Origin of the sequence: Brucella daejeonensis, from assembly GCF_014199265.1 — a bacterium.
Taxonomy (GTDB): Bacteria; Pseudomonadota; Alphaproteobacteria; order Rhizobiales; family Rhizobiaceae; genus Brucella; species Brucella daejeonensis.
In genome coordinates, this window is the sequence record NZ_JACIJG010000010.1 from 166068 (window position 1) to 186909 (window position 20842).

Below are 20842 nucleotides of genomic sequence, written 5' to 3' on the forward strand. Positions count from 1 at the left end.
TCCCAGCAACAATACTGCGTTCCGCTGTCTGCGCAACTATCCTTGCTGCATCAACGACTTGCGACCGGGAAAGGACACGACGATGCGGAAACCGAGAGACTATGACGCGGAACTCAAGGCGCTTGAGGACAAGGCGCGGGAACTCAAGATACGGAAGGTGCAGCAGTTTGGCGAACTGGTCATCGCCACTGGGGCCGATGGCCTCACCGCCGACGAATTGGCCGGTGCGCTCGTCGCGCTGGCCGAAACCAAGGATGCCGGAAAGAGGGAGGCATGGGCGAAACGCGGGGCAGCGTTCTTTCGTGGCAGGTCGCGGCGAACTGCATCGGCGTCTGATCGCGACGCTGGCGGCGCTGCAACGCAATCGGGCGGCGCGCAACCGGCATCAGGCGGCGCGGGCGCGGCATGACATGCGGACATGGCAGGTCGAGCGCCGCAGACGCACGCGGTATTTGATCGAACTAGGCGGTCTCGTCGTCAAGGCCGGGATAGTGGACCTGACCGGCAATGACCGCGCCATGATCTACGGCGCGATGATCTGGATCGCCGAAAAGCTCAAGAGCGAGGACGGCGAACACGCGCGCGGCGTCTGGACAAAGCTAGGAAAGATGGCGTTCGAGATGGAGCGTTCGGCAGGCCCGAACGACAGAGTGCAGTCGCAGCAGGATCGGGCGTGACCGATGGCGGGCGGCGCGGAGACCCCACATATCGCAGCGCCGCCCGCCATCGCGCGGCAACGCCGCGCAAAAACGGTGAGCATCAGGGCGTTGTGCTGCCGTGGTGGCTTGTGCGATCTTGCCATTATTGCGTTGGAAAGGGCGAATACTGAATGCGGGATCAATATGCTGGGGATGTGAGTGATGTAATCAAATTTGCCTTCCTCCGCGCCCTTGCAGGCAAGGATAGAACACTAGGCATCGCATGGTATTACGCCCCGAGTCACGATGGTCGGTCAGATGGTCGGCATCTTGAATGGCGAGACGAAGCGGCGTGGCGCACGCTTGATGAGGAACTGCACACAGGTCTTGCAACCTTGCCGGAACGCAGCGTGGCCGCCCTCGAACAGGCGATGATCTGGCCGGAAGGTGCACTGTTTCATCGCGAGCCTGTGCCATCCCGAGTCGAACGACATGCGTGGGGAGTACGCAAGCGGAGCGCGCTTGATGCTGCCGACATTCTGTTCCTCGATCCCGACAACGGCATAGGCGGAGAAACCGAGAAACACGCGACCTTCTCGGAGGTCCGGCTGTTGCGCAGGCCCGGACGCGCCATCGTCTTCATCACATTTCCGGGCCGGAGCATGACGCACGATGCCCTTTTGAAGCAGTTGCATGAACGGCTCTCTATCGAAACGGGCACCGATAACATCGCCACACTGCGAACCAACGTGTCGGTGCCACGCGCCGCTGGCTCGTCGTCTTATGTGCAGCGCCAGCGCTGGTTTACAGTCATCGACCCTGACGCCGAACTGATGGCTAGGGCGCACGCTTTTGCTACTGCGCTTGCATCTGTTCCCCGCGTCCGCGCGAAATTGGAATGTCTGACGTGAGCGTTTCCGAGAACATCCGCGCGTTGGCGCGCGAAGGGTTGAAGGTTGCCGAGATTGCAAGGCGACTGGGGATTCGTTACCAGCATGCCTACAATGTGTTGAAGCAGTCTCCTGCGCCGTCGTCGGCTGCTGCACGGGACAGTCAAAGGAAGGTGTCACTCGACCTAACCGACGCCCTTGTTCTCGTTTCATGTGTGAGTCAAAAGCTCACCCGACCAGCTCCTGCACAACTGCTTTATCGTTCGGAATGGTTCCTCAAAGTGCGGAAGGTGGTCGAAAGCCAAAAGGCTGACTGGCTTATACTGTCCGCACTCCACGGCGTGATCGCGCCGGATACAGAAATTGCCCCTTATGAAAAAACGCTCAATACCGCTGACGTGATTGAGCGCCGCGCATGGGCAGAAAACACTCTCCGACAATTAGGCCCACATCTGATCGGACGGCGACGGGTCGTGATATTTGCTGGACAACGCTATCGCGAGTTTCTGGTCCCCGCATTGCACGACGACGGTTACGAAGTGGACGTGCCAATGGCGAACCTGCGTATTGGAGAACAATTGGCATGGCTGACCTCGCGATCATGAGCAGGACAGATGATCTTAACCGCCTGTATCGGATCTTGGACCGGCTGGAAGTTCTGACGGGTGGCAAAAGGTTTCTGGCTCAACTTCCCCCTTCGAGAACTTGGCCGCGAAGGGGTGTTTATTTCTTCTTTGAGCCGGGCGAAACCCGTACAGGCAGCGGTCACGGCCCGAGGCTCGTCCGTGTAGGCACGCATGCTTTGGGTGCTGGCGCGCGCTCAACCCTACATCAACGTCTGCGCCAGCACGCTGGCAGGTCGTCCAGCCTCGGCGGAAACCATCGGGGGTCAATCTTCAGATTGCTTGTTGGCGAGGCTCTAATCGCTCGTGGTGACTGCCCGGAGTGTCCGTCTTGGGGGGTGAAAGGCGATATTGGGAAGGCTGCGGAAATGCTGACCATGCAAAGGGCCGAGTTGGCAGCCGCTGAGGCACCAATTGAAGCCGCCGTATCTGAGTATTTGGGTAGACTTCCCTTTTTGTGGCTTCCCGTGGACGATGAGCCGGGGCCTGCCTCCCTACGTGGTTACATCGAGCGGAATGCGATTGCGCTCACAAGCGGCCTGCACGAGCCGATGATTGATCCACCCTCACCGTCATGGCTGGGCTTCCGTTCGGGCAGGGATAAGGTCCGCCGCTCCGGCCTTTGGAACCAGCGACATGTAGATGAGAACTACGAGCCTCGCTTTCTCGATGTGCTGGAAACAGCTATCGAACGCAGTACAGATTCGTAGAACGATAGAGCAAATAGGGAAATACAGAGCATGGCAGGGGCGTCCTTCCAGACTAATCCTATCGACCTTCACCGGCTGCTCGATGAGTGCCATCGGGGTATCATCCAGTTGCCGGATTTTCAGCGAAGCTGGGTCTGGGACGAAGATCGGATCAAGAGCCTGATCGCCTCGATTTCGCGCGCCTTCCCCGTCGGTGCGCTCATGTCGCTCGACACCGGCGGGCCGGTCAATTTCAAGCCCCGCCCTGTCGAAGGCGCGCCAGCGGAAGCCCGAAAGATAGCGCCGCAATCCCTTCTGCTCGATGGTCAGCAGCGCATGACTTCGCTCTATCAGGTGACGTTGCGCGGCAAGGTCGTGGAAACCGTCACACCGAAGAAGAAGCGCGTGAAACGCTGGTTCTATCTCGACATTGCCAAGGCGATTGATGAGACGGTGGACCGCGAGGAAGCTGTGATAGGCGTGCCGGAAGATCGCGTGGAGCGCACAGATTTCGGACGCGAAGTCGCTCTCGACCTCTCCACGCCGGAAAGGGAATACGCCGCGCTGATGTTCCCCGTCAGCCAGGTATTCGATTGGGACGCATGGCAGGACGGATTCAACGACCACTGGTCGGGTGACGAGCACAAGGCGGTGCGCGAGCAGTTCCGCACCTTCAAGAAAGAGGTGCTGGAAAACTTTAAGATGTATCGCGTGCCGGTGATCGCGCTCGACCGCTCGACCTCCAAGGAAGCCGTCTGCGTGGTGTTCGAGAAGGTGAATACGGGCGGCAAGCCGCTCGATGCCTTCGAGCTGGTCACGGCGATGTATGCGGCCTCGGGCCACGAGTTGCGCAAGGACTGGTATGGCGATGAAGGCGTCAAGGGCCGCCACCAGCGACTTGCCGATACCCTGCGCCCCGCGGATTCCGATGCCGGCATTCTAGCCGGTGTCGGCAATACCGATTTCTTGCAGGCCATTTCGCTCTTTTTCACCCGCGACCGGCGGCGTGCCGCCGAACAGGCGGGCAAGGAAGGCAAGGAATTGCCTGCCGTGTCGGGCAACCGGCAAGCCCTGCTCGACCTGCCGCTGGAAGCCTACAAGAAATATGAGGCGCAGGTGGAACGCGGCTTCATACAAGCCGCCAAGTTCCTGCACATGCTCCATATCTACCGCATTTTCGATCTGCCCTATCAGTCGCAGATTGTGCCACTGGCGGCGATCCTCGGCGACATTGGCGATGCGTGGGAGCATGAAGCCAACCGGGCGAAGCTGGTCCAGTGGTATTGGAACGGCGTATTCGGCGAGCTTTACGGCTCCGCTGTCGAAACGCGCATCGCCAAGGATTTCATGGAGGTCACGCGCTGGCTGAGCGGCGGGCCGGAGCCTTCGACGGTCAGCGAAACCATCTTCCGCTCCGACCGCCTGAAAACCATGCGGATGCGGCTTTCAGCGGCCTATAAGGGCATGAACGCCCTGTTGATGAAGGAAGGCGCGCAGGATTTCCGGTCGGGCCAGAAGTTCGACCATACGGTATTTTTCGGGGAGAACGTGGATATTCACCACATCTTCCCACAGGACTGGTGCCGGACGCAGGGTATCAAGCCTGCGGTGTTCGATTCCATCATAAACAAGACGCCGCTGTCGTATCGCACGAACAGGATCATCGGCGGCGTTGCGCCAAGCGAGTATCTGGCGAAGCTGGAAAGTGGAAACAACTCCACGCCGCCCATCGCCAGCGAAAAGCTGGACAGCTATCTGCAATCGCACCTGATCGACCCCGCCCTTCTCCGTGCCGACAAGTTCGAGGCGTTCATGGAAGATCGGCAAAAGCGCCTGCTTGGCCTGATCGAACAGGCGATGGGCAAGGCTGCCTATAGTGGCAACGTCCCGGAAGAAGGCGAGGACACCGAAACAATCGAAGATGACGCCGAAGCGGCCTTGCTCCTTCCGACAGGCTGATGCGGCAATATCGTTATCTATGGTAGGGCTATGGCATAAACGTAGTGATCATCACTATCGGTCGCGGCCCGCCAAACACCACCGATTGCCGTACTAATAGAACTAATATCCTTTATTTATCAGTAAGATAGATCCTCGTGAGATCATTGGGTCCAGGGTATGGTTCTCGCGCGCCTAGGCAAGCAGGATAGCCCTACCGGTATAACCGCCGATAACACGCCATAGCCCGCTTCGCTTCAGCCTCGGCATGGACCGGACGGGGGCAGTGAACGGCCTGTCCAGTTTTTGGCCCGAACTTGTGATAAGCCGACGTTCCGCAACCGACCCTCGTCCCCGCCGTTCCGTTCGATTCTACCGGAACCTGAAACCTGCCGTCCACTCACTGTCGATCTATATCTGGAACTCGCCCGTGAACGGACTGACGGTTTTCCGCTCCACCAGTACTGGACCATTGGCGTAACGTTGCTGATGATAATTCCAAAAATGACCGGTAGCCGCATCTGAAAAGCCACCATAGCCGGAGTCTGTGATGCTGATGCACAAGTCAGCTCCGGTGGGCTTCTCCAGCACTCCCACTCCCTTGCCGAGAAGCTCCTGCGCAACCACCGCAATCCTGTTTTGGAAGACTTTGGGCCCATTGAGGTCACCTGAACTTGATTGGGGAAAGTCGGAGCTGATCGCTCAGCGGCTTTTGGTGGCGCGTGAGCCATCCCCGGAATGCGCAATGGCCCCTGCATCTCTGCAGGGGCCATTCGGGTGTGGGGCGTTGGGCTGTCAGAACAAAGACGGCCGCTCGAAATGTTAGTTTTCGTTCCAGCGAAAGTGCGGCTGAGCCTGGATGGCCTGCGTGCTGTAGGCGACGTCCGTCGGCGAGGCCGCATCACGATCCTTGGCAACCGCGGCGCCTGAGAAGCCCAGCACAGTGAGGGAGGCGAGAAGGATGATCGTGCGCATTGTATTAGTCCCTTTGGTGTTGGGACTGAGCAATGCCTTGGAAGTACGCATAGCCAGCGCATTCCAGTAGGCCGGCGCCGGTACCGGTGTGACACCAGCCGATACCGATCCGCGTGACGAAGATGTCATGCAGCCAATGCTGGATCTGTCAAAAGGTCGAGACGGTTCTCGGCACGACCGATGATATCTTCGTCAGGCTCAAGCCCAAGACCAACGCCCTCGATGTCGATGAACTCGACATCGGTCATGCCGAGAAAACCGAGCATTGTCTTGAGATAGGGCCGGGCATGATCCATGGGCGCGGCCGGACCACCATTTGTGTAGATGCCTTTTGAGGCAAGGATCACATAGACTCTCTTGCCTTTGACCAAACCTTCCGGACCGCTCTCGGAATAGCGGAAGGTCTTGCCCGCGCGTGCCACATAGTCGAACCAGGACTTAAGGGCCGACGGAATGGAAAAGTTTATCATTCCCGCCCCGATCACGACCGTATCGGCGGCAAGCAGTTCCTCCACGGCCTGGTCGGAAAAGTCGGCGAGGGTCTGCTGGACGGCGCTGCGCTCGTCTTGGGGAGAAAAGAGCCCGCCGAGGAAGTCGCCGTCGATATGTGGCAGCGGCGCGTTGACGAGATCGCGGTGAGCGATCTTCGTCCCGGGCCGTAAAGCGGCGAGCCGTTCAGCGAGCTTCGTGGCTGTGCGTGTCGATATCGAGGTGCCCGCGCGTGGGCTCGATGTGACGAGAAGAATGGACGACATGGTATTGCTCCTTCGTATATCGCCGCCGCGCAGGTCGCGACGTCTTTCGGGTCGGAAGATGGCACTCGACATTCATCCGTAAAACAGGGAAAATGTAGGTTATCTTGATCTGGAAAATCGATGGAAGCAAACCCGACGCTCGATCAGCTTTTTATCTTCGCGGAAGTCGCCGACAGCGGCGGCTTTTCAGCGGCCGCGCGCCGGCTGAAGCGCTCGCAGTCCGTCGTCAGTTATGCGATCGCCAATCTCGAGGACCAGCTTCAGGTCAAGTTGTTCGAGCGCCACGGCACGCGACAACCCCGGCTTACGGAGGCAGGGACGGCTCTGCTCATGGACGCACGAAGGGTGCTCTCGGGGCTCGATGGGCTTCGGGCGCGTACCCGCGCCCTGCAACAGGGACTGGAGGCCGAGATCGTTGCGGCGGTCGATCCGACCGTGCCTACGCAAGTGCTATCCAGGCTGCTTTCGACATTTGAGGAGCGGTTCCCTACCGTAGACATTCGTCTCCATGTTGGCGCGATCGGTGTTGTTCACGATCAAGTCGCGCGACGGATCGCCGATGTCGGCTTCGGGGGCGAACTGAACCGTGGCGACGGGCAGGTCGTGCTGCAGCCGATGGGGTTCGCTTCGCTGGTGCCTGTGGCGGCACCCTCGCATCCGCTTGCCCGGGCACAGAAGCCGATCCCGCGCTCCGTCGCGCGCCAGTACACGCAGATCGTCATCACCGATGTCACCGACCAGACGCGCGGCCGTGATTTTGGCGTCATTGCAGATCGCACATGGCGCATGACGGACATGGGCCTCAAACAAGAACTTACGCTCGCCGGGCTCGGCTGGGGCGGGTTGCCTTATGCAAAGGTGGCCGGGGACATCCACGATGGCCGGTTGGTTCTTCTCGACCTGGAGGACTACCCGGTACAACAATTCCCGCTGGTCGCCATGCATCACGTCGCACGGCCGCCCGGCCCCGCGACGCTGTGGATGATCGAGCGGTTCCGCACGGTCCTGCTCGAGGTGGAAACTGCCTGCAAGGAGCATCCGGGCGCGCCGATCGTCCAAGGCCATCGCTCGGTGGACGGAGCGTCTTCCGGCGATGGAAGTCAACCATAAGAGACGGCCGTCTGCTCGGCGAATTCTAGAATCTCTTCGCCGGCGATCTGCTGCGCATCAGTCGCCCGATACAGACAGCCCGGCAAGAAGTGGCGCGTAGGCGGCGAGCCTGCGGGATACGAACTCGGTGAAGAGCCGCACGCGCTTCGTCTTGCGTGTCTCGCCCTGCGTGAGAAGCCAGAGCGTTCCGTGCATGTGAAGGCCAGAGCCGGGCGCTCTCACCAGCAGCGGGTCGGCATCTCCGACAAAACACGGCAGTATCGTCATGCCAAGCCCCTGCCGCACTGCCGCGATCTGCGTCTCGCCGTCCGTGGTCTTGAATGGAACCTCCGCGGCGCGGACCTCGCCCTCGCGAGCCCAATCGGAGATGCCATTCTGGCTCACGACGATCCACCGAATGGGATCAGCGGTGCCCGCACGCCACTCGGCCAGTCGATCGCGGGACATATAGACGCCGCCGAACAATTCCGGTCCCTTCAGGCCGTGAAGATTGAGCGGCAGGGTCTTGCGGTCGTAGACGACACGGATCGCGACGTCGGCCTCTCGGTTGGTCAGGTTTGCCAGTTCGCCGGATGGCAGGATTTCCATCTCGATGTCCGGATGCAGACACGCAAACTCAGCGAAGTCGGGCATGAGCAAGTGCGTCGCAAGCGTCGGCGCCAGTGTCACCCGCAAGTGACCGCGTATGCTCTGGTCGCGCCCGAAGATTCGCGTCTCCAGCCGGTTCGACGACGCCTCCATCTGCTCCGCGAGTTCGACGACCTCCTCACCCGCCTCCGTCAGGCGGTAGCCCGAGGGTAGCTTCTCGAACATCTGGACCCCGAGCCGTCCCTCGAGTTGGGCGATACGTCGCAGCACCGTCGAGTGGTTCACCCCGAGGCGTTCGGCGGCGGCCCGGACCGAGCCCCCACGCGCGGCGGCAAGAAAGTAGCGAACGTCGTCCCAGTCGATCATGGTGCATTCCCGCGCCGCGCAGTGCGGCTTCCGAAGCTCATTCTAACACACAGAGCCGGAGTTTGCGCGAAGATCGCAGCACTTGATTATCGGTATGGATCGTTTTCGCACCACCGATGTGCGCGATTGCTCACTGTCTGGCTGACTTCGGCAGTGCCATGTTCAGCTTCTTGGGAAGACCTCCCGTACAGCCAAAGACCCGAGATAGCGATACGAAGGATGCGTGATATGACCAGACTGAATGGAAAGACCGCCGTGATTACGGGTGGCGCTACCGGCATCGGCTTCGCCGCTGCAAAGCGCTTCATCGAGGAAGGCGCCTTTGTCTTCATCTTCGGCCGCAGGCAGGAAGCGCTCGACGCTGCTATAGCCGAACTCGGGCCCAATGCCCGCGCGGTGAAGGGCTCGGTCTCCGATCTGGCTGACCTCGACAAACTCTACGCGGCGGTGAAGGCCGAGCGCAGGACTCTCGACGTCGTCTTCGCCAATGCCGGGGCGGGAAGCCCGCTTCCGCTCGGCGAGATCACTGCCGAGCATATCGACGAAACGTTCGACACAAACGTGAAGGGCACGACCTTCACTGTCCAGAAGGCGCTGCCACTGATGAGCGAAGGCGGTTCGATCATCCTGACCGGATCGAGCGCGGGCACCACGGGCGCCCCGGCAATGAGCATCTACAGCGCGAGCAAGGCGGCCGTGCGCAACCTTGCGCGGACTTTTGCAGAGGACCTGAAGGGCACCGGCATCCGGGTCAACGTGCTGTCGCCCGGGCCAACGGCGACCGAGCTCGCAAAGGCAGCGCTGGGCGAGGAAGGCCAGAAGGTCTTCGCCTCGATGAATCCGCTCCAGCGCATGGCCGATCCGTCGGAACTCGGGGCGGCTGCTGCCTTTCTGGCGTCGTCGGACAGCAGCTTCATGACCGCCAGCGAAGTCGCCGTCGACGGCGGTCTGGCGCAAATCTGACGCGCTACGCCCGGCGGGCGTTCCATCCGATTGTTCGGAGCGCCGTCGGGCTCGGCAAACCTACTGAAGGGATTAAGTAAATGGCTATCATTACCACCAAAGACGGCGTTGACATCTTTTATAAGGACTGGGGTCCAAAGGATGCCCAGCCAATTGTCTTCCACCATGGTTGGCCGCTTTCCTCGGACGATTGGGACGGCCAGATGCTGTTCTTCCTCTCCAAGGGCTATCGTGTCGTTGCTCACGACCGCCGCGGCCATGGCCGCTCTGCTCAGGTCGCCGATGGTCACGATATGGATCACTACGCTGCCGACGCCTTCGCCGTCGTCGAAGCGCTCGATCTGAAGAATGCCGTCCATATCGGCCATTCCACCGGCGGCGGCGAAGTCGCCCGCTACATCGCGAGGCATGGCCAACCGGCCGGCCGCGTCGCCAAGGCAGTTCTGGTCTCGGCCGTCACCCCCCTGATGCTCAAGACCGCGAGCAATCCGGAAGGTCTTCCGATCGAGGTGTTCGACGGCTTCCGCTCGGCGCTTGCCGCAAACCGCGCACAGTTCTTCCGAGACGTTCCGGCCGGGCCGTTCTACGGTTTCAATCGCGACGGCGCCACGGTCCAGGAAGGCGTGATCCAGAACTGGTGGCGCCAGGGCATGATGGGCGGCGCCAAAGCCCACCATGACGGCATCAAGGCCTGGTCCGAAACAGACCAGACGGAGGATCTGAAGGCGATCACCGTACCTACCCTCGTCCTGCACGGTGAAGACGATCAGATCGTTCCGATTGCGGACTCTGCGCTTAAGTCGGTCAAGTTTCTCAAAAACGGCACGCTCAAGACCTATCCGGGCTTCTCGCATGGCATGCTGACCGTCAATGCTGACGTGCTGAACGCTGATCTTCTCGCTTTCATTCGGTCGTGACCCAATCGCTGGCCGCGGCAGACTTGCTGCGGCCGCCCTCAAGGATTCCCCCATTCGTCCACTTGTTCGCCGATGGCCGTTATTCGGAGCGCCGTCGGGCTCGGTAAACTCAAGGAGAATATCATGAGCTACGCAATTATCGGCTTCGGCAATGTCGGCCAGGCTCTGGCCAAGGCGTTTGCCCGAAGCGGCATCGACGTATCCGTTGCGACCACGCGCGACCCGGAAAGCTTTGCATCCGATGCAGCCGCGATCGGACCCACGATCATTCCCAAGACACTGGCGGAAGCCGTCAAGGCAGACATCATCTTTTTGGCTGTCCGTTTCGAGGCCCACCCGGATGTCGCAAAGGCGCTGCCCCACTGGCAAGGGAAGACCATCGTCGATGTGACCAATGCCTACGGCGTACCCCCTGAGCAACTGGGAGAGCAGCCCTCTTCCGCCGTCGTTGGGCAGGCCTTCTCAAGTGCAAAACTGGTCAAGGGCTTCAACCATTTGATCGCTGCGACCCTTGACCAGGATCCGGCCGTAAAGGGTGGCAGGAGAGTCGTATTCCTGGCGAGCGACGATGAAGACGCTGCAGCACAGATCGGCGCGCTCGCGGAAAATCTTGGTTTCGCACCGATCAAGCTTGGCGGGCTTTCGGAAGGCGGACTGCTCGTGCAGGCGCGCGGAAATAGCTGGGGTCAGTTGATCTTCAAGGATCTGGTCAAGTTCGACGGCTGAACCCGACTTTCCGGCCGGGAGAGCCACGACCCACGCGATCCGAGGGAAATGGAGGAATTCCTATGAATACCGAGAAGAACGTCCAGACCGTGAAGGACTTCTTCGCCGCGATCGGCCGCGGCGACAGGGAGGGTCTGCTGGCGCTGGTCGCCGAAGACATCGAGTGGATCATCCCGGGCGAGAACTGGCCATTGGCTGGTACGCACCGCGGACACTCTGGATTGGCGGATTTGCTTCTAACGGCGTCCAAGACGTTGGAAACGTACACAGAGCCCCGCGAATACGTAGCGCAGGGAGATCGGGTCCTGGTCCTCGGTTTCGCAAGGGGCAAGGTCAAGGCTACGAACAGGGCGTTCGAGGACCATTTCGTCTTCGCCATTACCGTCCAGAACGGCAAGCTGACGAACATCCGGGAGTATATCGATACCCAAGCACTGGCGCGGGCCTCCGACATGGCCGCGAACCCGGGACCCTTAATCACCGAGACGATCAGCATCATCGGATCAGGCGGCATGGCCGCGGCGATCGGCGGCCTTGCCGCCTGGGCCGGGCACACCGTCGAGGTGACGGCGCGCGCCGCCGCCAAGGCGCAGGCGCTGGCCGAGCAAATCGGAGCCGGCGCGACGACTGGGGCCTACGGCGCCGCTCCGACCGGGGACATTGTCATCCTGGCGGTTCCCTACGCAGCCGTTCTCGACGTGGTGAAGCAGTACGGCGAAAAGCTGGCAGGCAAGCTCCTCGTCGACATCACCAACCCCATCAAGTCCGACTTCACGGGCTTCTTGACCCCGGAGGACAGTTTCGGCGCGCGGGAGATCGCCAAGGTCGCTCCTGCCGCCACGGTGATAGTCAAGGCGTTCAACACCCAGAACTCGAACGTTCTTGCCGCCGGTCCGGTCGAAGGCCGCACATTGGACATATTTCTCGCCGGCGACGACGCGCAGGCGAAGGCGCGCGTTTCGGCGTTCATTGATAGCCTTGGACTGCGGCCGATGGATACCGGGCCACTTACGATGGCGCGGACGCTGGAGCACGCCTGCATGTTGTGGCTGGGCCTGATGACCCACTCCGTCAAGCACACCAATTTCTCAATCGGCGTCAGTCTTCCCGGCTGAGCAAGCCCGTCCCGCAACTTCTCGCGTCGCCCACAAGGAGCAGTACCATGCACGTTTTCGTCACAGGGGGGACCGGCCATTCCGGTCCGTACATTATCTCCGAGCTCGTCGCCGCCGGCCACGAGGTTACCGCTCTGGCCCGGTCAGACGTAACTGCGGCGGCAGTGTCCAAACGCGGCGCCAAGGTGCGTCGCGGCAGCCTGGAGGATCTCGACGGGCTCAGGGCGGCGGCGGCGGAGTCCGACGGTGTCATTCACGTCGCGCACAGGCAAGACCTGCTTCCCTCCGGCGGCATCGACGCCGTGGCTGCGGCGGAGGTCCAGATCATGCTCGCCTACGGCGAGGCGATGGCTGGGACTGGAAAGCCGCTGGTCGTATCGGGGAGCATTGGCTCGCCCGGCTGGGAAGGCCTGGGCCGACCGGCCACCGAGGTCGACCCGGCTCTTCCCGGTGGCGGATACAAGGGCACGTTGCGGGTTCGTAACATCGTGGAGACTGCGGTAATCGGCCTGGCCGAGAAGGGCGTACGGTCCTCGGTTGTGCGGATTCCTCCCGTCATGCACAGCACGACCGACAATGCCGGCTTCCTCCCGCTGCTGATCGGACTCGCGAAGGAGAAGGGCGTCGTCGGATACCCCGGAGACGGCGCAAACCTATGGCCAGCCGTGCACGCCCGCGATCTCGCCTCCCTGTTCCGCCACGCGCTGGAGAAGAGCGTGGCCGGCAGAAATTGGCACGCGGTCGGCGACGAGGGTATCCCGTTCCGCGAGATCGCCGAGGCCATTGGCGGCCGCCTGGGCCTGCCCACCGTGCCCATTCCCGCCGACGTCCTGATGCTGCCGGGGTACTTCGGGTTCCTCGCGAATCTGGTCACGTTGGACGTCCCGGCGTCCAACGCCATCACGCGCCAAGCCCTCGGCTGGGAACCCGCACAACTCGGCCTGCTCGCCGACCTGGACAACGGCCATTATTTCCCGGCCGGCTGACCCTGGTCGGAGGCCACAAGCAGAAGCAGCATTTCAAACAACAGGAGACTGGACATGAGCACTATCAGCATCATCGGCGCAGGAAACATGGCCACGGCGATCACCGGCCGTATCGCCAAGGCCGGGCATACCGTGGAGGTGATCACGCGCGACCCCGCCAAGGCCCAGGCGCTGGCCGACAAGCTCGGGTCCGGCGCGACCACTGGGACATACGGCGCCGCGCCGAAGGGCGATATCGTGATCCTCGCTGTGCCTTACTCCGGCGCGGCGGCTGCGGTGGCCGACTTTGGGGACGCGCTCGACGGCAAGGTTGTTATCGACATCGCCAATCCGGTTGCCCCCGACCTTTCGGGCCTTGTCACTCCCTCCGGCAGTTCCAGTGCGCAGGAGACTGCTAACGGCGTCCCCGGCGCGCATGTCGTGAAGGCGTTCAACACGATCTTCGGTCACGTACTTGCCAAGGGTGGACGGCTCGACGCGTTCATCGCGGCCGACGACGCCGAGGCGAAGGCGCGCGTCTCGACCTTCCTCGAGAGTCTCGGGCTTCGTCCGCTGGATGTCGGCGACCTGCACATGGCCCAGTCGCTCGAGGCGCTCGGCCTGATGATGATCGGCTTGGCCAAAAACGGCGCCGGCACCTGGGATTTCGCCATGAACGTCGATCTCGGCTGAACAGCCGACACGCATCGCGTGGGGCGGCTATCCGCGGAGCGGAGCCGAAGCCGCGAACGCCGTCACTTGAACCGCCATCCACCGGAGAAGAATCACATGCACATCGAACTCAAAGGCCGCAAAGCTATCGTGACCGGCTCAACCGCCGGGATTGGCCGAGCGATTGCCGAAGGACTGGCACGCGCTGGTGCGTCGGTCGTAGTCAATGGCCGCACGCAGGAACGCGTGGACATGGCGTTGCGCGAAATGCGCGCGCTGTTGCCGCAGGCAGAACTGCATGGCGTTGCTGCCGATATCGCCACGCCGGAAGGCTGCGCCGCGCTGATCGCGCACGCGCCCGATGCCGACGTCCTGATCAACAACGCCGGCACCGCGCGCCCGAACAACTTCTTCGATCAAACCGACGAAGAATGGCTCGACCTGTTCCACCTCAACGTGCTCAGCGGCGTGCGCCTGGCGCGCCATTACCTGCCGAAGATGACGGCTCGCGGCTGGGGACGCGTGGTGTTCATCAGTAGCGAATCGGCGTTGAACATCCCGAAGGAAATGATCGACTACGGAGTGACCAAGACCGCGGTACTCGCCGTATCGCGTGGGTTGGCCGAACTCGTCGCCGGCAGCGGCGTCACCGTCAATGCGGTGTTGCCCGGCCCGACCGATTCGGAAATCCTGTCCAACTGGATGAAATCGATTGCGCAAGAGCAAGGCATCACGCCAGCGCAGGCCGAACAGGACTTCCTGAAAACGATGCGCCCGACCACGTTGATCCAGCGTTTTGCAACTACAGAAGAAGTGGCGAACATGGTGGTCTATGTCGCTTCGGAACAAGCTTCGGCGACGACCGGCGCAGCCTTGCGCGTGGACGGTGGCGTATTGCGCTCCATTGCCTGACTGTTTCCGTAGGGCTGAATGACTATTCAGCACATCACCTGCAGTGCGTTACAGTTTTAAGAAAGCGACATCACGGTTAGGATTAAGCATGTTTGATACAAAGGTCGCCATTCTGGTTTTGAATGATCTCGCAACCTGGCAGAAGCTGAACGTCACTGCGTTTCTCGCGACCGGCATAGCCGGTGCGGTGCCGGAGGCCATGGGCGATCCTTATGAGGATGCGTCAGGACGGCAATTCACAAGCCTTCTCGGACAGCCGGTGATGATCTTTGCCGCCGGGCCCGAAGAGCTAGCACGCGCTCACCGGATTTCCGGCGAGAATGGGCTGGTTACGGCTGCCTATGTGCGGGCGATGTTTCAAACAGGGCACGACGCGGCCAACCGCGAGGTGTTCAAGGCCGAACCAGCCAATGCACCCGATCTCGTCGGCATCGCGATCCGAGGCCCGAAGAAAATCGTCGACAAGGCGACCAAGGGAGCAAAGCTGCATCCATGACGATGGCGGTGGGCGTGGTGGTTAGATGAGCGTGCGGGTCGGCGAGAAATCCCTTCCATGTATCGAAGCGGTAGTCCGCCTCGGTCAAGCGCGTCCTGATCTCGTCCGCCTTGTTCGTCGATAGGAGCAGGAAACCCAACACCTGAACGGCCGCTATCCCGACCTCGCCACCCAGCAGCCGTCAGGCAGGATTCCACCCCGCTTGAGCCATTCCGGAGCAGCGAGCGAAGCCGGTGACGTCCTTTCCGGCCACCAGCTTTGTGCCGTCTGACAGCGTGACGTTGAGCAGGCCGCAATAGCCATGGAAAGATCGGATCGTTGACATCGCGGCCTGGCTGGCGTGCTGCGCGCCCTGATTGACGCGGACAATCCTCGATATAGCCCTTGCAGCATCTTGCGACGCCCGGTTTGGAACTGGAGGACACGTCCACGATGGAAAAAGGTCGTGCGGTAGCCAATCCGCGGATGAGAGTTTGATCAATCGTCGTCAGAAACAGACGCGCGCAGCACACCAGCCAGGCCGTTCAATCCACATCTTGCATCGGACTTCGTGCCGGTGTCACAATAGCCATGTGCTCGTCCAGACGTGACCATCATGAGAGGGCTATAGCGTAGACGTAGTTCTCGGTTTCGTCGTTCCCGGCCCGCCATTTATTTCATTCCATGATCGGTTTGTTTTTAGCCAGCACGGAAATCGCCCAATGCTTCTCCGCGACAGGCAAACCATGCTAGAAGAACGCCATGAGTGTCTTGTCAGCCGTTTCTCCCGTTTATAATCCGCCGCAGGAGCCTTATGTCTCGGTCATCCATCGCGACGCGGACATTCTCGTGCTGGACAAGCCGAGCGGCCTCCTGTCCGTTCCTGGGCGCCATCCGGCATTATCGGACAGTCTGGCGACGCGGGTAAGGGAACAGTTCCCCCGGGCGCAGATGATCAACCGTCTCGACAAGGATACGTCCGGCCTCGTGCTGATGTCGCTCAACCGCAAGGCACATGCAGCCATCGCCTCTCAGTTCGAAGCCCGCACAACGCAGAAATCCTATATCGCCGTAGTCTCGGGCCGGATCGAGGATGATGAAGGCCTGATCGACCTGCCATTGGCAATCGATCCCGAAAACAAACCGCGCCATCGCGTCGATCACGAGAACGGCAAGCCGGCACAGACACGCTGGCGCGTTCTGCATCGTGACCGGAAAACCACCCGGCTGCGGCTTTTCCCGTTGACGGGCCGCACGCATCAATTGCGCGTACATATGAAGGCTTTGGGACACGTCATCCTGGGAGACGAGTTTTATGCCGAAGGAGAAGCTCTGGCCGCTGCAGACCGTCTGCTTCTGCACGCGGAAGAACTGGCCTTTCGACACCCCGACGGGCGCGACGTGCAGTTTACAGCGCCCTGCCCGTTCTGAGAGAACCCATGCCGCAAAAAATAGATGTATCGGATCTGGTTGTTGATTTCATCGGGGGAGCCGTCGGTCATCGCTTTCGTTCGGGCGAAGGGCGCAACCAGCCGCTCGCCCGCGCCGCTGGACTGACACGCGATGTGATGCCGGACATTGTCGACGCGACGGCCGGTCTCGGGCGCGATGCCTTCCTGCTGGCCTCGCTCGGTGCAAAGGTAACCCTGATCGAACGTTCCGCGAGAATGCATGAGCTGTTGGCCGAAGGACTGGCCCGCGCCGCAGCACAAGGCGGGCGCTATGCCGAAACAGTTGCGCGGATGACCTTGCTGCGCGGCGATTCCTGTACCCTCCTGCCGGAACTGAAACCACAGGTCGTTCTGGTCGATCCCATGCATCCACCCCGCGGAAATACCGCTCTCGTCAAAAAGGAAATGCGCCAGATTCGCGAAATTGTCGGCACGGATCCCGACGCCGAAAAACTCATGCATGTGGCGCTGGAAGCAGCGCAGAACAGAGTGGTGCTGAAATGGCCCTTACGTGCGGAACCAATGGCCGGCTTGCGTAAACCCTCGCACCAGATCCTCGGCAAGAGCACCCGCTACGATGTGTTTGTGAAGGCGAAAATCGCCTGAGGGCGAAGCCGCGATCCTGACAGTCGGAGCGGGCTTCCGGCGCGTGGGAACGCAAGAAGCCCCACGGCGGGGACCATGGGGCTTTTTCGATAATTTTGGTTGCGGGGGCGTGCATCGGCTACGAGTATAAGACCGGGTTCCCTTTGGGCTTCTTCCGCCTTGATGAAGTCGAGAATACCGAACAACTCGCCGCGTAGCTCGGCATGAACCTCGCCGCGCTTTTCGCCGGGCGTGAGAATGATTTCCCCGATAAGGGAGCGAAGAGCTTCCGCCGCCTGCCTGCCGCCGTCCGGATCGCTGAGTGCTTCGGTCAAACGCTCGACTCGAAGGCGGTAGAGATTAGCGATATTCGGATGAACGTCCGGCACATCGGCGGGCGCTTGCGCCATGCGGACGGTGATTTCAGCCTTCTGGCGTTCAAGTTCATCCATGCGGGCCTTCATGCTCGGCTGATACATGCCATCTTCGATAGCCGCGATTATCCCGACAATCGCCTTCTCGATTTTGGCAAGTGCTTTCTGGTCGGTCTGCACCTGTGTACGCAGATCACGGTTGAGGCGGTTCATTTCCTCCGCATAGGCTTTGACAGCTTCGGCAACCGATTCCGATGATACAAGCCGCTCTTTCAGGCCACTGAGGACACGGGCTTCTATGTTCTGGCGGGTGATGGAGCGACCATTGTCGTTGGTGCCACGCCGATGATGGTTGAGGCAGGCATAGCGGTTAGGCGTGATGATGCCGTATTTGCCGCCGCAGCATCCGCAGGTCAGAAGGCCGGAAAGGAGATGAACCGGTCTGTTTGCCAGATGGACGCGCTTCATGCGACCTTCGAGTGTGTTTGCTGGGTTCGGACCAAAGATTTCCGATATCTGCTTCTGGCGTGCACGGGTGGCGTTCCAAAGTTCGTCGTCCACGATGCGTAGGGGCGGAACCTCGGTCCTGATCCATGCGCTTTCCGGGTTGATGCGCGATACGCGCCTGCCGGTGGATGGGTCTTTGATATACCGCAGGCGGTTCCAGACCAGAACTCCTGCATATAGCTCGTTATTGATGATGCCGGTTCCCCGACTGACATGGCCGCGAATGCTGGTGTCACCCCATGCACGGCCAAGCGGACCGGGAACGCCTTCTCGATTGAGATCTTTAGCGATTGACTTCGGGCTTTTGCCGGACGCGAATTCGCGGAAGATGCGGCGGATGGTGTCGGCTTCCTCGGGGATGATTTCCCGGTCGCCACGGATCGGCTCGCCGTTGGCGTCGAACTTCTTCACCACCTTGTAACCGTAGCAAAGCCCACCTCCTGCCTTGCCCTTCTCCACCCTGCCCCGAAGACCACGATGTGTCTTCATGGCAAGGTCTTTCAGGAACAGAGCATTCATCGTGCCTTTCAGGCCGACATGAAGCTCGGAGATTTCGCCTTCAGCCAATGTCACTATGGTGACGCCTGCGAATTTCAGATGTTTATAGAGCGTGGCAACGTCCGCCTGATCGCGGCTGATACGGTCTAGCGCCTCGGCCAGAACCACCGTGAACATGCCACGCTGCGCGTCCCGCACAAGTTGCTGAATGCCAGAACGTAAGATTGTGCTGGAACCGGAAATGGCCGCGTCCTGATAGCTACCCGTCACCTGCCAGTGTTCCCATGCTGCATATTCCTCGCAAAGCCGGAACTGATCTTCAATGGATGCTTCCCGCTGATTATCCGAAGAATAGCGGGCATACAAAGCTACACGGGTCATGGTCAGTTCTCCGTTCGATCAATCCTCGTCTGCTTCGCCCTCATTGTCTCCGGTGCTGCGAAGCTCATCATTATCGTTGGCGGTGGCGGCGTGCAGCCGCTCGAAGTCTTCTCGCGCCATCTGCCTGCCAATGAGGCGAGCAATGGACAGCACAACCTTGTCCAGTTTTTGCCATGGTGTAATATCGCTGTCGTCATTCTGACGTTGCAGCGGATGATTGTCATTGGCTGGTTTCCAGCCTTCATCCGATGGCGGTTTTGCTTCGTCTTCCATCCTTCAACCTGTTTTCTATTGAAACCGAACAGGCATGAAACAGCGCCCAGCGTAAAATCGGAAACGATTTCGAACGCCATGCGGCTATAGCGAAGGATCGGCGGCAAATCGGATAGTTTGCAATTCATTGTCGTCTCCGGCGTTGCCGTCAAAAGGGGAGTGCTCGCGCTCACCCCTCGCCTTATCTGCTTCCCAAGCCTCTGTCGGGGGCGGCGCCATTCGGTCAAGGCTGGCGTGATAGCGCCACCGCGAAGCGGCTTGGCCTTGACGGAATGGCGCCGCTCCGGCCTCATCGTTCAAGCAGAAAAGCCAAGGCACTGATTACCGATCCAATTCCTTTTGCATTCTTTCCGCGAGACCAAGAAAATTACGCAATATCTGACTGCGATTGTTCGGTGACCAGACCGCAGAGAAGGCCACCGCTTCCGGCTCATCTGTGATTTCTCGAACAACGATGCCCAATGGGGCAAGGGATAGATTTTCCTTGGCGAAAAGCGAAATACCTTGTCCGGCAGCTATCATCGACAGAAGCGTATCCCGGCCAACATCATAACGCTGGATAGCAGGAACAGGCCAACGGCCTGCTGAACGCATAATAATCAGATCATGCACCTGCGGGCCGGTGCCACCATAGCGGACAAGGAACGTTTCCTCTACAAGTTGCCGCCATTCTACATCTGGCTGAGTTGCTAGTGGATGCTTTGCATGCAAAGCCACCGTTAGGCGGTCATGCCAGATGATCCGGGAATTGAGATCTGGGATGTCGTGCATCCCGGCCATGAAGATCAGGTCGAGCTTACCCTCGCGCAGCATGAGTTGGGCGTCTCGCGCTGTGCCTTCAGTGATATGCAGGCGGACATTAGGATATCTCCCGTGGAAGCGTTCCAGTAGCCGATCGAGAAATCCACCCGCGACAAGGCCATGAACGCCGATCCAAAGCTCGCCTTCCTCACCGCGTGCCCGCATCCCAGCCGTCTTGACCGCATGATCGAGAATGCTCATGGCGCTATTGACCTGTTCGACGAACCTCCGCCCAGCTTCCGTCAGACGAACGCCGCGCGTATTACGGTCAAAGAGGACGACTCCGAGATCCGCCTCCAATGCCTTTATCCGGGTGCTAACGCTCGACTGACTTGTGCGAAGCGCCTGTGCCGCACGGTAGAAGCTGAGATATTCTGCAACTGCAAGTGCCTGAATTAATGAGCTCATTGGCACACGACCTTCGTGCAACAATGATGGGGAACGCCCGGGTTCTTTGCTACTTTCTAAACGCAAAAACCACCCCTGGATGACAGAGACAGTGCGAGAGATCGGCGATTATCGCTTGTTAGATCGGTGTGATCAGCGCTTTATGCAGGAACTGGTTGCGGGGGCAGGATTTGAACCTGCGGCCTTCAGGTTATGAGCCTGACGAGCTACCGGGCTGCTCCACCCCGCGATAAACCTTTGAGCACCG

At 60.4% G+C, this 20842-nt stretch carries 24 protein-coding genes, 1 tRNA gene and 1 pseudogene; 18 read left to right on the top strand and 8 right to left on the bottom strand.

Features of this window, described 5'->3' with window-relative positions; genetic code table 11:
* Nucleotides 1-82 precede the first annotated feature (82 nt).
* The 6 genes from FHS76_RS14325 (at nt 83) to FHS76_RS14350 (ending at nt 4799) form a co-directional block, all read left to right on the top strand.
* The gene (locus tag FHS76_RS14325) at nt 83-409 is read left to right on the top strand and encodes a conjugal transfer protein TraD (protein ID WP_183653882.1); all 327 of its coding nucleotides are present in this window, start codon (nt 83-85) and stop codon (nt 407-409) included.
* A 1-nt stretch (nt 410) separates the two neighbouring features.
* Nucleotides 411-677 carry a conjugal transfer protein TraD gene (locus FHS76_RS14330; RefSeq protein WP_183653885.1) on the top strand — a complete coding sequence of 89 codons (267 nt, stop codon included), beginning with the start codon at nt 411-413 and terminating at the stop codon, nt 675-677.
* 176 nt (nt 678-853) lie between these two features.
* Nucleotides 854-1549 carry a hypothetical protein gene (locus FHS76_RS14335; RefSeq protein ID WP_183653888.1) on the top strand — a complete coding sequence of 232 codons (696 nt, stop codon included), beginning with the start codon at nt 854-856 and terminating at the stop codon, nt 1547-1549.
* Nucleotides 1537-2133, top strand: coding sequence for a DUF6884 domain-containing protein (locus FHS76_RS14340; RefSeq protein WP_183653890.1), 597 nt, complete (start codon nt 1537-1539; stop codon nt 2131-2133). Before FHS76_RS14335 ends, FHS76_RS14340 begins: the two co-directional genes overlap by 13 nt.
* Nucleotides 2134-2519: 386 nt before the next feature.
* Entirely contained in the window at nt 2520-2861 is a 342-nt protein-coding gene (locus FHS76_RS22455; protein WP_210306110.1) for a hypothetical protein, read from the top strand.
* Between the two features lie 30 nt (nt 2862-2891).
* On the top strand, nt 2892-4799 hold the full coding sequence (locus FHS76_RS14350; protein WP_183653893.1) for a GmrSD restriction endonuclease domain-containing protein: 1908 nt from the start codon (nt 2892-2894) through the stop codon (nt 4797-4799).
* A 390-nt stretch (nt 4800-5189) separates the two neighbouring features.
* Here FHS76_RS14350 and FHS76_RS14355 read toward each other — a convergent pair whose 3' ends face one another.
* The 3 genes from FHS76_RS14355 to FHS76_RS14365 all read right to left on the bottom strand — a co-directional run bounded on the left by FHS76_RS14355 (nt 5190) and on the right by FHS76_RS14365 (nt 6508).
* Nucleotides 5190-5369: a hypothetical protein gene (locus FHS76_RS14355; RefSeq protein ID WP_183653896.1), complete on the bottom strand. Its 180-nt coding sequence runs from the start codon at nt 5367-5369 to the stop codon at nt 5190-5192.
* 231 nt (nt 5370-5600) lie between these two features.
* The gene (locus tag FHS76_RS14360) at nt 5601-5753 is read right to left on the bottom strand and encodes a hypothetical protein (protein ID WP_183653899.1); all 153 of its coding nucleotides are present in this window, start codon (nt 5751-5753) and stop codon (nt 5601-5603) included.
* A 125-nt stretch (nt 5754-5878) separates the two neighbouring features.
* The gene (locus tag FHS76_RS14365) at nt 5879-6508 is read right to left on the bottom strand and encodes an FMN-dependent NADH-azoreductase (protein ID WP_183653902.1); all 630 of its coding nucleotides are present in this window, start codon (nt 6506-6508) and stop codon (nt 5879-5881) included.
* Nucleotides 6509-6628: 120 nt separating this feature from the next.
* On the opposite strand from FHS76_RS14365, the gene FHS76_RS14370 reads away from it, so the two are divergent.
* Complete coding sequence (locus FHS76_RS14370) at nt 6629-7618, top strand: LysR family transcriptional regulator (protein WP_183653905.1); 990 nt, start codon at nt 6629-6631, stop codon at nt 7616-7618.
* Nucleotides 7619-7675: 57 nt separating this feature from the next.
* On the opposite strand, the gene FHS76_RS14375 is transcribed toward FHS76_RS14370, so the two are convergent.
* On the bottom strand, nt 7676-8572 hold the full coding sequence (locus FHS76_RS14375) for a LysR family transcriptional regulator (protein WP_183653908.1): 897 nt from the start codon (nt 8570-8572) through the stop codon (nt 7676-7678).
* A 228-nt stretch (nt 8573-8800) separates the two neighbouring features.
* On the opposite strand from FHS76_RS14375, the gene FHS76_RS14380 reads away from it, so the two are divergent.
* The 11 genes and pseudogenes from FHS76_RS14380 (at nt 8801) to FHS76_RS14430 (ending at nt 17374) form a co-directional block, all read left to right on the top strand.
* Nucleotides 8801-9535 (top strand): SDR family NAD(P)-dependent oxidoreductase, encoded by a 735-nt coding sequence (locus tag FHS76_RS14380; protein ID WP_183653911.1) that lies wholly within the window; start codon nt 8801-8803, stop codon nt 9533-9535.
* Nucleotides 9536-9615: 80 nt separating this feature from the next.
* Nucleotides 9616-10452 (top strand): alpha/beta fold hydrolase, encoded by an 837-nt coding sequence (locus tag FHS76_RS14385; RefSeq protein WP_183653914.1) that lies wholly within the window; start codon nt 9616-9618, stop codon nt 10450-10452.
* 123 nt (nt 10453-10575) lie between these two features.
* The gene (locus tag FHS76_RS14390; RefSeq protein WP_183653917.1) at nt 10576-11178 is read left to right on the top strand and encodes an NADPH-dependent F420 reductase; all 603 of its coding nucleotides are present in this window, start codon (nt 10576-10578) and stop codon (nt 11176-11178) included.
* Nucleotides 11179-11240: 62 nt separating this feature from the next.
* Nucleotides 11241-11651 (top strand): annotated as a pseudogene (locus FHS76_RS22575) (nuclear transport factor 2 family protein); the annotation flags it as partial.
* Complete coding sequence (locus FHS76_RS22580; RefSeq protein ID WP_183653979.1) at nt 11631-12293, top strand: NADPH-dependent F420 reductase; 663 nt, start codon at nt 11631-11633, stop codon at nt 12291-12293. The pseudogene FHS76_RS22575 and the gene FHS76_RS22580, both read left to right, overlap by 21 nt.
* A gap of 47 nt (nt 12294-12340) precedes the next feature.
* Nucleotides 12341-13279 (top strand): SDR family oxidoreductase, encoded by a 939-nt coding sequence (locus tag FHS76_RS14405; protein ID WP_183653920.1) that lies wholly within the window; start codon nt 12341-12343, stop codon nt 13277-13279.
* Nucleotides 13280-13333: 54 nt separating this feature from the next.
* On the top strand, nt 13334-13951 hold the full coding sequence (locus FHS76_RS14410) for an NADPH-dependent F420 reductase (RefSeq protein ID WP_183653923.1): 618 nt from the start codon (nt 13334-13336) through the stop codon (nt 13949-13951).
* Nucleotides 13952-14047: 96 nt separating this feature from the next.
* Nucleotides 14048-14842: an SDR family NAD(P)-dependent oxidoreductase gene (locus tag FHS76_RS14415; RefSeq protein ID WP_183653926.1), complete on the top strand. Its 795-nt coding sequence runs from the start codon at nt 14048-14050 to the stop codon at nt 14840-14842.
* 88 nt (nt 14843-14930) lie between these two features.
* Nucleotides 14931-15338, top strand: a complete 408-nt coding sequence (locus FHS76_RS14420) for a DUF2000 family protein (protein WP_183653929.1) — start codon at nt 14931-14933, stop codon at nt 15336-15338.
* A 741-nt stretch (nt 15339-16079) separates the two neighbouring features.
* Nucleotides 16080-16748 carry an RluA family pseudouridine synthase gene (locus FHS76_RS14425; protein ID WP_183653932.1) on the top strand — a complete coding sequence of 223 codons (669 nt, stop codon included), beginning with the start codon at nt 16080-16082 and terminating at the stop codon, nt 16746-16748.
* A gap of 8 nt (nt 16749-16756) precedes the next feature.
* The gene (locus FHS76_RS14430) at nt 16757-17374 is read left to right on the top strand and encodes a class I SAM-dependent methyltransferase (RefSeq protein ID WP_183653935.1); all 618 of its coding nucleotides are present in this window, start codon (nt 16757-16759) and stop codon (nt 17372-17374) included.
* Here FHS76_RS14430 and FHS76_RS14435 read toward each other — a convergent pair.
* The 4 genes from FHS76_RS14435 to FHS76_RS14450 form a co-directional block, all read right to left on the bottom strand.
* Nucleotides 17341-19113, bottom strand: a complete 1773-nt coding sequence (locus FHS76_RS14435) for a recombinase family protein (protein WP_183653938.1) — start codon at nt 19111-19113, stop codon at nt 17341-17343. The genes FHS76_RS14430 and FHS76_RS14435 overlap by 34 nt on opposite strands.
* Nucleotides 19114-19131: 18 nt before the next feature.
* Complete coding sequence (locus FHS76_RS14440; RefSeq protein WP_183653985.1) at nt 19132-19386, bottom strand: hypothetical protein; 255 nt, start codon at nt 19384-19386, stop codon at nt 19132-19134.
* 321 nt (nt 19387-19707) lie between these two features.
* A complete protein-coding gene (locus FHS76_RS14445; protein ID WP_183653941.1) occupies nt 19708-20595 on the bottom strand; it encodes a LysR family transcriptional regulator in 888 nt (295 codons plus the stop codon).
* A 152-nt stretch (nt 20596-20747) separates the two neighbouring features.
* Nucleotides 20748-20824, bottom strand: a tRNA-Met gene (locus FHS76_RS14450).
* Between the last annotated feature and the right edge of the window lie 18 nt (nt 20825-20842).